3 protein-coding genes are annotated in these 1,395 nt (G+C 61.6%); all 3 read right to left on the reverse strand.

Features of this window, described 5'->3' with window-relative positions; translation table 11 throughout:
* Positions 1–106 (reverse strand): NAD(P)-binding protein (locus tag PUN71_RS23245; protein ID WP_502861350.1); only part of this gene is annotated, 106 nt, incomplete at its 3' end.
* 172 nt (positions 107–278) lie between these two features.
* Positions 279–1,016 (reverse strand): SDR family NAD(P)-dependent oxidoreductase, encoded by a 738-nt coding sequence (locus tag PUN71_RS22985; protein WP_277800304.1) that lies wholly within the window; start codon positions 1,014–1,016, stop codon positions 279–281.
* 170 nt (positions 1,017–1,186) lie between these two features.
* Positions 1,187–1,395, reverse strand: a 209-nt coding sequence (locus PUN71_RS22990) for a PH domain-containing protein (RefSeq protein WP_277800305.1), incomplete at its 5' end; no start/stop codon positions are given.

Genomic DNA, 1,395 nt, shown 5'->3' on the forward strand with positions numbered 1-1,395 from the left:
CCCGGCTGCTCTTCTCAAAGCAGTCGACGTCGTAGCCGGCCTGGCGCAGCTGCTGGAGTGCTGAGATGCCGGCAGCGCCAGCACCGATGACACAGTAACGGGTCATTAGGGTGTTCCGTTCACGTAGAGGGAAGACGGCTTAGCGGATGACGTCGCCGCCAAAAGGGTCTCCGTTGTCGGTGTAATGGCCCTGATGCGGGTTGTTCGCTTCTGCCATTGCCGGCAAGGTGGATTTGATGATCTTGGTGACGGCGTTCTAAAAGCGCCGTGGACAACGATCAGCGGATGGTCACGCCGCCATCGATCAGGACGTCCGAGCCCGTGACGAAGGAGGAAGCCTCGGTTGCCAGATAGACGACCAGTGGTGAGATTTCTTCGGGCCTGGCGCGCCGACCAAGTGGTGCACCGGAGGACGTGCCGCCCTTGGGTTCGTCGTCGTTCATGGGGGTTTCGACGCCTCCGGGACTAATGGAGTTCACGCGGATTCCGTCCGGGGCAAGTTCCAGAGCTGCTGCCCGGGTCAGGGCAAGCACTGCTGCTTTGGAAGCAGAGTAGGCGCCGTACCCTTCAGCTCCTCGGTGTGCTGCCGTGGAGGCAACGTTGATGATCGAACCGCCACCGCTGCGCGCCATCGCCGGCGCCGCGGCCTTGATGCCCAGGAGCACCGAGGTGGTATTGACCTTCTGCAGAAGCTCCCATTCCCTGAGATCCAGGGCAGTAAGAGGGGTCACGCGGATGATGCCGGCGTTGTTGACCAAAACGTCGAGACTGCCGTCCTCCGCCTCAATTTGGGCGACGGTTTCCTTCCAAGCTGCTTCGTCCGTCACGTCAAGATGCAGGTAGCGGACCTGCAGGCCGCGCTCAGAAAGCGATGCAGCGGTTTTCTCGCCGTCTTCATCGCGGACGTCGGCAATCACAACCCGAAGGCCGGCAGAAGCCAACGCCTCGGCGTGGGCGGCGCCCTGTCCGCGGGCCCCGCCGGTGACCAGCGCCACCGGTGACGTTGTCTCGTTCATGTCGATGCTCCTTTTCCTGACATTTCGCCCGGCGCCTGTATCGATGGAAGGCAGCCTCACGGGGAGTCAAGGTGTGTTCGCTATGGACCAGCCCATAGGTTCTTGGTTTGAGTAGATAGATACGTGCTTTGCCCGTTGAGCCAGCCAGTTACGTCCCGGGGGGCGGCGGGTTAGGGAATTGTCGGCTGCCCGTGGAGGTAGCGGACGAGGATCGACTCGAGCTCGCACATGATGTCCGAGTCGCCGTGAGGCGGTTGCGAGGTAGCGAACTGGTCGGTCGTTCCGTTGTGCGTGACACTGAATCTGCCGAAGGCAAACTTCACGGTCACGCCTCCTCGGCTGACTTTCCGAACCTTGACCATTTCATTCACTTCCTGCC

It is taken from the genome of Arthrobacter sp. NQ7, assembly GCF_029581595.2.
GTDB classification, from domain to species: domain Bacteria; phylum Actinomycetota; class Actinomycetes; order Actinomycetales; family Micrococcaceae; genus Arthrobacter; species Arthrobacter phenanthrenivorans_B.

Bases quoted from the DNA above. Each gene is read 5' to 3' on its own strand.
- PUN71_RS22985 (WP_277800304.1), bottom strand. From the start codon at position 1,016: ATGAACGAGACAACGTCACCGGTGGCGCTGGTCACCGGCGGGGCCCGC.